Raw genomic sequence first — 8,543 nt, 5'->3', positions numbered from 1 at the left:
CGACTCAACCTGCTCGACCGTCAACCCATCAGCACACAGTCACATCAACGACAGACGCCGTTGATCGTCACCCCAGATGCGGTTGCAGTACTAGTCTCAACCCCCGAGGACAACGCCACCGCCGACCTGGGAAAGGGTCCGCAAGGAGATGCCGGTCATCTGGGTGCGCGGAGGCCATGAAGTACGCGTGAACCGGCAGGCGCTTGTTCACCGGGCGTGCATGACGGCGTTGATGGCGAGCAGGCTGGCGGCTGCGGCGATGCCCTGGCCGATCTCGCTGACCGCCACGGCCAGTAGTGCGCGCCGGTCGGCCTGCCACGCCATCCGCAGGGTGGCGCCAACGGCTAGGTCCCCGATGTGGCCGAGGACCTTCGCGGCCAGCACGGTGTCCAGGCCCGGCAGGGTGGTCAGAGTGGTGCGAGTTGCAGCGATGGCCTCGCGCATTTCGGCCTCGTTGTCCTTGACCTGCCGGTCCCCGCGGGGGCGGACCCCCACTTACGACGGCGGCCTGACCAAAACGCTCCGGGCGGTCAGACCACCAGCGCCGCGTGCAGCGCACTGAATGTCTCACGAAGTTCCACCGTGGCGATCGGATCGATCTCCATCTGCAAATGACACACGCTGTCGTCGCCGTTGGGAGTCAGGCGCACGAAAAAGGCGAAATCGTCCCCGACTGGCTCCGCCTTCAACGTCAGCGGACTGTTCCGATCGGGAGTCACCGCCGCCGAAAAGCGCACACCCGACGGCGCGCGCGGGTGAGAGAGCATCCGCGCCGCGAAGTCCACGACCTCCGCGGCACTGAGATCCGCAGTGAAGTCAGCTGTCAGCCAGGAGCACCAATCCGCCGTGATCTGCCAGCTGTCCGCACCGGTCCGAGCCAACTCCAGCCACACACCATCGTTGCCGAGGCGTATCCGCGGCTGTTCCATCGTCGCCCTCCGACATCCGTGCCTGGGCTCAAGATCCGATTGGGCAGATCTCCGTCGTCACACGCGATCCACCCTCCAGCGACCCGTCGAAATCTCCGGGTCAGAGCATGCGGGGGCGGCGCGCCCAGCGGGCGGTCTTGATGGCCATGTGGAGTTCCAGGCGTGCCGGGCCGTCGGCAGGGTCGGTGCCGATCGCGTCTTTGATGCGGCCGAGGCGGTAGTAGAGGCTGGTGCGGTGGAGGTGGAGACGTTGGGCGACCTGGTTGACGCTGGCGCTGTCGTAGTAGACCTCCAGGGTGTGGAGGAGGTCGCCGCTGTCGTCGGCCGCTTGCAGGCGGTCGTAGAGCTCGGACTGGTGGAGGGTGTCCCGGCGGAGGTTTCTTGCGAGGAAGCGGTACGGGCCGATGTCGTCCCACGTGGCAAGAGGGCTGAGTTCGGGGTCTACGGCGGCGGCCTGGGCGGCGGTGACGGCCTGCTGGTAGGCATCGGGGAGGCGGTCGATGGTCTTGAGGGGGTTGCTGACGCCGACGAACACCGGGGGTGGCGTGTCGGCGTGGGCTGCGGTGGTCGCCACGGCGGCGGTGAGGTCGCGGTGCAGCCGGCGCGGGGTGTCGGCGCCGTGACTGGAGCGGACCAGGATGGTGGTGTGGGTGTCCTGCACGGATGTGGCCAGTGCGTGGCTGTAGGCGGCCAGCGTCTGGTGCAGGGCCACGCGCAGTTGGGCGGCCGCGGTGTCGCTGCGGCGGGCCGGGTTGTGGGCGAGGGTGGGCAGGCACACCAGGACGTGCACGGTGTCCAGCGCGTACAGCGCGGGCCAGGTTCTGAGGTTGTCGAGGGTGGTGGGGTCGGCTTGGCAGGCGTGCTGGAAGATGGTTTCGCGGCTGCGACGTTCCTCCAACTGCGGGTTGGCCTTGTCGTACTGGAGGGCGGCCAGGGTGTCGATCTGGTTGCCGAGGCAGGCGAGTTGGTCGAGGAGGGCCGGGGCGGACCAGGTGTCGTCGGACTGGAGGATCCACAGGGTGCCGGTCTTCACTCCGTGGTGCATGAGTGGGACGCAGAGGCGGGCGCGCATGCCCAGATCGGGGTTGGGGGGCACTTCCACGGGCTCGGTGGCGGTAGCGACGCCGTGCTTGTCCTGCCAGGCGCGGATGTCCTCGGGGACGGCCCGGGTGAGCAGGGCGCGGATGCGGGCTTCATCGGCACGGCCCTGCTGGGCACTGTAGGTGACCAGGCGGCCGCTGAGGTCGTCGATGGAGACGCCCTTGCCGAGTGCGGTGGCGACCCCGTCCACGATGTTCTGGATGTCGATGTTGGCCATGCCGCGCTGTCCCTTTGAGTGATGGCGTGCAGAGGAGGGAGAGAGAGGGGGGCCTCGGGCGCGGGCACCCCTGCTGATGCTGATCAGGCTAGTGCCGTGGCAGGCGACGTTTGCCCGTGAAGGAGCGGCGTCCGGTGCGTGCTCTGGGGGCCCCTGCTCGGAGAGCTTGGGGGAGTGCCGGCCGGAAGTCCTCGTACTGGACGTACTTGGGCTTTCGGCCGGTGCGGCGAGTGGGGGCCCCCTGCTCGGAGAGCTCGGGGGAGCGTGCCGGGCGTCGCGACGGGGCGAACGTTGCTTGTCGGGGCACTAGATCCGCGGCGGTCGGAGCGGGCGCGGCTCCACGGGCTGCCCGGTTCACACGGGCTGTACGGGCTTCGGGGCGGTCCACAGGTCGGGGCCAAGGCTGGCGCCCAGTTCGGCGGCTGCCTCGGTGTTGGCCGGGCCCCGGTTGGTCAGGGCGTGATGGATGACGGCCGCGACGCGGGACATGGTCGCGATGTCGGCTCCACGGCGGATGATTTCCTGGGTGCCGAGCCGGATGCCCTGGGCAGGTGCGTCGGGCGGTTGCCAGGGCAGGCGGCAGGTGCCGGCGTAGATACCGTGGGCCGCCAGGCGGTCGACCGCGCCGACTCCGCCGCCCAGGGCGGTTGCGTCGATGACGACCTGGTGGGTGCGGGTGTAGCCGCGGTCGGCGCCGAGGACGGCGTAGCGCTGACTGGCCAGGTGCGCGGCCAGATGCTGGGCGGCGGTGATGGTGGGTGCGGCCCAGGACGGTTTCTGTTCGGTGGCCTCGGCGGCAGCGATGGCCAGTGGGCCGAGCCGGGCGGGGTCGTAGTTGGAGCTGAGGACCGGGTAGGCGGCGTGTGAGATCGCCTCGGCCAACTGGGGGTCGTTGGTGACGGCGGCGCCTCCGGCGGGCCCAGCGAAGGTCTTGTAGGTGGAGAAAGTGACGACATGGGCGCCTTCGGCGAGCGGGTCCTGGACGTATCCGGCGGCGATGAGGCCGGCGGCGTGGGAGGCGTCGTAGGCGAGCAGCGCGCCGATGCGGTCGGCGGCCTCGCGCAGAACGCCGAGATCGTGAGGGAACAGGGTGACGCTGCCGCCGACCAGGATCAGCCTGGGCCGGTGAGTGGTGAGGAAGACGTCCAGGACGTCGGCGTCGACGTCGAAGTCGGCGTCGCTGTAGGGCAGGTAGACGGTGTTCAGGCTGCGCACACCGGCGGTGGCGTACGCGTGGTGGCTGGCGTGGCCGCCGGCCTCGGGAGAGAGCACGGCGATGGTGTCGCCGGGCTGGGTGAAGGCGCTGTAGAGGGCCAGATTGGCCATGGTCGCGGTCAGGAAGCGGATCTCGGCGTAGGTGGCGCGCATGGCGTGGGCGACCTGGGTGGTGGCGATGACTTCGAGGGCTTCGATCTCCTGCACGCCGGTCTGGAGTTTTCCGCCGGGCCAGCCGAGCGCGGGGCGGGTGGACAGGGCGCCGTCGTGGGCGGCGCGCACGGCCGGGGACAGTACGTTCGTCCCGGCGTACAGCACGAGACCTTCGGTGGCCATGCGGTAGTGGTACGCGTCCAGGGTGCGGCTGACCGCGCCGGTGACCGCCGCCGAGCCCTCCTCGCGGTGCTGGGTCTCCAGTTCGTGCAGCCGCTGCCGGCTTGGGACATTGGCCCAGGGGGCGATGGCGGAGGACGGGCGGGCGTTCACGAGGAGGGACTCCTTGCGGGTCGGGAAACGAAGGTCGGAGGCGGGCTGCCGCCGTGGTTCGGCAGCCCGCCGGAGTGCGGGCCAAGGGGAGGAGCCCGCGTGTCGCCGGTGCGGCGGCGACAGATCGTGAGCCGGGCCGCCGGGGGTTGCCGGCGGCCCGGCGGGGTCAGTTCGTGCGGCGCGTCGCGGACTTGTCCCCGGCTGCGGCGGCGACAGCCGAGGGGCTGGTGACCGGCTCGTGGGCGGCCGCCGCTGCCGCTGCGGCTACCCCTCTGGCGACGATCTTCGGCTTGGCGTACAGGTAGCCGCCGATCAGGGCTGCTGCCCACACTGGCAGCGCGTACAAGGCGATGCGGTTATCGGCGTCGAAGCCGAGGATGACCGTGACGAAGGTCAGGAAGGCGATCACAAGCCAGCTCAGCGGGGTGGCGAAGGGCAGCTTGAACCAGCTTTCGTGCACTTCGCCGCGGGCGAGCCTACGGCGGTAGAGCATGTGGCAGACGATGATGACCAGCCAGCTCCAGATCGCGCCCAGGGTGGCGACGGAGGAGATGTAGACGAATGCCTGGTCGGGGACGACCGCGTTGACCAGGACGCCGATCATCATGGCGGTGCCGGAGGCCAGGATGGCCGCGGCGGGTACGTGGCCCTTGTTGACGGTGGCGAACCGTGCGGGGGCGACGCCGTCGGCAGCGAGCCGCTTGAGCAGGCGGCCGTTGCTGAACAGGCCGGAACTACAGGAAGACAGGGCGGAGGTGAGGACGACGAAGTTCATGACGCTGCCCGCGGCCGGCAGACCGATGTGGGTCAGAGCCTTCACGAACGGGCTCTCGCCCGCGCTGAACTCGGTCCAGGGGAACAAGGTCAGCAGGACCAGCAGCGAGCCGACGTAGAAGATGCCGATCCGCCAGGGGATGGAGTTGATCGCCTTGGGCAGGACGGTGTCGCGGTCCTTCGTCTCGGCGGCCGTCATGCCGATCAACTCGACGCCCTGGTAGGAGAAGACCACGATCTGGAAGGCGAGCAGGACCGCCAGCCAGCCATGGGGAGCTGCGCCGCCGTGGTTCCACAGGTGGGCGAAGGCGCTGTTGGCGCCGGCGTCACCGATGCTGAAGACCGCGACAAGCGTGCCGCCGATGATCAGCCCCAGAATCGCGGTGATCTTGATGGACGCGAACCAGAACTCCGCTTCGCCGAACGCCCCCACCTTCAGGAGATTGAGCAGCACCAGCGCCACCAGGACGACGAACGCGGTGACGTACTGCGGGATGAACGGGAACCAGTAGTGGACGTAGATGCCCGCCGCGGTGATCTCGGCCATGCCGATCACCGTCCACGTCGTCCAGTAGCCCCAGCCGGTGATGAAGCCGTAGGCCGGGCCCATGAACTCACGGGCGTACTCGGCGAAGCTGCCGCTGACCGGCCGATAGATCAGCAGCTCGCCCAGGGCGCGCATGATGATGTAGATGAACACACCAGTGATCGCGTAGACGCCGATCAGCGCGGGTCCGGCCTTCGCGATGCCGCCGCCGGACCCGAGGAAGAGGCCGACGCCAATAGCGCCGCCGACGGCGATCATCCGGATATGACGCTTGGTCAGGCTCTGCGCGAGCCCGTCATCGGTAATTTCGACGCCGTGGGTCGGCGGCGGAGGGGTGGTGGTACCCATGGAGGGACTCCTTCGGGGACGGCGGAGCCGTCACGCTGACAGGCGCCGCCGGAGCGGAGTGGGGAAAAACGACAGACCGGGTGCGGCTCCGGGCTTCAGCGACGCCTGCCAGACGTCGTGCGTGACGCGAGTGCGCGCGGGGTGGTGCGCTGGAAGGCCGTGAGGGCCGGGATGCGTCAGGCCGTGTAGGCGATGGTGAAGCTCTTGTGCTGGGTGAAGCTCTCCAGCGCGCCGTCCACGGAGTACTCGCGGCCCAGGCCGGACTGCTTGATGCCGCCGTAGGCCATGCCGGGGATCTGCCCGCCGCCGCGATTGATCTGGATCCAGCCCACCTCCAGCCGGTGGGCGGTGCGCAGCGCCTGGTCGATGTTCTTCGACCACACGTAGCCGGCCAGCCCGTAGGCGGAGTCGTTGGCCGCGGCCACGACCTCGTCCTCGTCGCGCCAGGGAATAACGACCAGGACCGGGCCGAAGACCTCTTCGCGGGTGATCTCCCAGTCGGCGTCGACGCCGCTGATGACGGTCGGTGCGACGTAGTACCCGTCCTGGTCGACAGGCTTCTGCACACCGCCAGTGATCAGCTTGCCGCCCTTGTCGAGCGCCGACTGGATGTAGTCGCAGACCTTGTCGTACTGGGTCTCGCTGACGATGGCACCGATGTCGCTGTCCTCGTCCAGCGGGTCACCGATCTTCAGCTGGGCGAGCTTGGCGGTCAGCTTCTGAAGGAACGAATCGAAGATGTCCTCATGCAGGTACAGGCGGGAGCCTGCGGTGCAGGACTGGCCCTGGCGGGTGAAGCGCATGCCCATGATCACACCATCGACCGTGGCGTCGTCGTCGGAGTCGGGGAAGACGATGACCGGGGACTTCCCGCCCAGCTCCAGCGTGACCGGCACGATCCGATCCGCGGCCGCAGCCAAGATGCTGCGCCCGACCCCGGTCGAGCCGGTGAAGGTCAGCTTGGCGATGTCCGGGTGCGAGGCGATCCGCGCGCCCGCCACCGCGCCCGAGCCGGACAGCACGTTCAGCACGCCGTCGGGCAGGATCTCCGCCGCCCACTGCGCCATCCGCAGCACCCCGAGCGGGGCCAGCTCCGCGGTCTTCAGCACCAGCGTGTTCCCCATGGACAGCGCCATGGCGATCTTCAGCGCGGACAGCTGCACCGGCGCGTTCCACGGCACAATGCCGCCCACCACGCCCAGCGGCTCACGCACCGTGTACGAGAGCAGGCCGTCGCCCAGCGGGAGCGTCTCGCCCTTCTGCTCGGAGGCGACCTGCCCGTAGTAACGGAAGATGTCCACCGCCGAGGCGGCCTCGCCGCGGGCCTGCGTGCGCAGGGCGTTGCCCGTCTCGGAGGCGATGATCCGCGCCAGTTCCTCCTGGTGCTCGGCGATCTTGTCGCCGAGCTTGATCAGCAAGGCGCCCCGCTCGCGCGAGGGCCGTGCGCGCCAGGCCGGGAACGCCTCCTTGGCGGCGGCCACCGCGCGGTCCACGTCCGAGGCGCCGGAGGCCGGGACGCGGCCGATGATCTCGCGGCGGCCGGGGTTCTCCACCTCGGTCCATTCGCCGGAGTCCGCGGGTCCCCACGCCCCGCCGATCAGCTGGTGGACGACGGGAATCTCAACGCCGGTGGTGCTCACTTGCCGGTCTCCTTGGTCTGCAGACGGACGTCGGCGAAGTCCTCGTAGAACTCGACGACGCTGGTGAAGTCCTTGCTGCCACGGCCGAGTTGGCGGCCGATCGAGAACAGGTCCCGCACCGCGTTCGACAGCGGCAGCGGTACCGGGCCCGAGGCGGCGGAGGCCAGGAACAGGCCCAGGTCCTTGTGCATGAAGTCCAGCGCGAAGCCGGTCGGCCGCTCGGCGGTGAACAGCGTGCGCGGGAAGTAGCTGGAGAGCACGTTGCTGTTGGCGGAGCTCTTGGTCAGCACGCTCACCGCGACATCCAGGTCCACGCCCTGGCGCACGGCCGTGGTCAGCGCCTCGCCCAGCGCCGCGATGTTGATCGCCGTGATCAGGTTGTTGGCCAGCTTCACGACCTGGCCGCTGCCGCTGTCCCCGATACGTACGACGCTCCCGGCGTACGTCTCCAGCAGCGGGCGCACCCGCTCCAGGGCGGCCTCGTCACCACCCACCATGATCGCGAGAGTGCCGGCCTCCGCGCCCTGCACACCGCCGCTGACCGGCGCATCCAGGAAACTGACACCCTGCGCCGCGGCGGTCCCGGCTAGCCGGCGGGAGGTCTCCGGGTCGATCGTGCTGTGGTCGACGATCACCGCGCCCTTCTCGGCGTGCGGCAGGACCTCACCGACCACCGACTCCACGATCGCCGGCGTGGGCAGGCTCAGGAAGACCGCCTCAGCGCCCTCGGCGGCCTGGGCGGCCGACACCGCCGACCGGGCCCCCGCCTCCACCGCGGCCTGGACCGCGGCCGCGTTCAGGTCGAAAACCGCCACGTCATGGCCGGCCTTCACCAGATGGGCGACGACACGCCCTCCGATGTTCCCCAGCCCGACAAAGGCGACTGCTGCACTCATCCAAAGCTCCGATCTCAACTGGCCTCCGGCCTCCACTGCGGTCAGCGGCAGGGGCCGGAATCCGACGGTGCGCAGACGGTACGGCCGACCTGAAATCGATCACCACCGACCGATGCCGGGAGCTTCTCCGTGGTTCACTCGACATTTGTCGAAATGCTTGTCGGGGCCCCTCGACACTCACCACGTGGGAGACAGGGCAACCAGTTAAGTCAGGACACCAGTGGTGGTTGCTACCGCCGGGACAGCGGGACCGGACGGGAAGGGTCAGCCGATGCCGAGTTGGTGGCACCGGTTGGTCAGCGCAGCGGGTCGAACGGGGCCAGTTGCGTGGGGCGTTCGCCGGTGACGATCGTCTCGGCGAGGAGGCGTCCGGTGGCCGGGCCGAGGGTG

8 protein-coding genes are annotated in these 8,543 nt (G+C 69.4%); 1 reads left to right on the top strand and 7 read right to left on the bottom strand.

The genetic code is table 11. The features are described from left to right. Positions 1–180: hypothetical protein (locus ABZ818_RS41575; RefSeq protein ID WP_361427213.1), on the top strand; the 180-nt coding region annotated here is incomplete at its 5' end. A gap of 27 nt (positions 181–207) precedes the next feature. Here ABZ818_RS41575 and ABZ818_RS41570 read toward each other — a convergent pair. The 7 genes from ABZ818_RS41570 to ABZ818_RS41540 form a co-directional block, all read right to left on the bottom strand. Continuing rightward, positions 208–495: a hypothetical protein gene (locus ABZ818_RS41570; RefSeq protein WP_361427210.1), complete on the bottom strand. Its 288-nt coding sequence runs from the start codon at positions 493–495 to the stop codon at positions 208–210. A gap of 35 nt (positions 496–530) precedes the next feature. After that, positions 531–929 carry a hypothetical protein gene (locus tag ABZ818_RS41565; RefSeq protein WP_361427207.1) on the bottom strand — a complete coding sequence of 133 codons (399 nt, stop codon included), beginning with the start codon at positions 927–929 and terminating at the stop codon, positions 531–533. Positions 930–1,029: 100 nt separating this feature from the next. Then, entirely contained in the window at positions 1,030–2,247 is a 1,218-nt protein-coding gene (locus ABZ818_RS41560; protein WP_361427204.1) for a helix-turn-helix domain-containing protein, read from the bottom strand. Between the two features lie 354 nt (positions 2,248–2,601). Continuing rightward, positions 2,602–3,948, bottom strand: coding sequence for a DegT/DnrJ/EryC1/StrS family aminotransferase (locus ABZ818_RS41555; RefSeq protein ID WP_361427201.1), 1,347 nt, complete (start codon positions 3,946–3,948; stop codon positions 2,602–2,604). Between the two features lie 166 nt (positions 3,949–4,114). Further along, positions 4,115–5,617, bottom strand: coding sequence for an amino acid permease (locus tag ABZ818_RS41550; protein ID WP_361427198.1), 1,503 nt, complete (start codon positions 5,615–5,617; stop codon positions 4,115–4,117). A gap of 176 nt (positions 5,618–5,793) precedes the next feature. Beyond that, positions 5,794–7,257, bottom strand: a complete 1,464-nt coding sequence (locus ABZ818_RS41545; RefSeq protein ID WP_361427195.1) for an aldehyde dehydrogenase family protein — start codon at positions 7,255–7,257, stop codon at positions 5,794–5,796. Next, positions 7,254–8,153, bottom strand: a complete 900-nt coding sequence (locus ABZ818_RS41540) for an NAD(P)-dependent oxidoreductase (RefSeq protein ID WP_361427192.1) — start codon at positions 8,151–8,153, stop codon at positions 7,254–7,256. The genes ABZ818_RS41545 and ABZ818_RS41540 overlap by 4 nt, the downstream gene beginning before the upstream one ends. Positions 8,154–8,543: the final 390 nt, after the last annotated feature.

The sequence above is a fragment of the Streptomyces sp. NPDC047453 genome (assembly GCF_040643155.1).
GTDB lineage: Bacteria > Actinomycetota > Actinomycetes > Streptomycetales > Streptomycetaceae > Streptomyces.
Note: the sequence above shows the minus strand (reverse complement) of the source record. Positions and strands in the feature narration are given on the sequence as shown.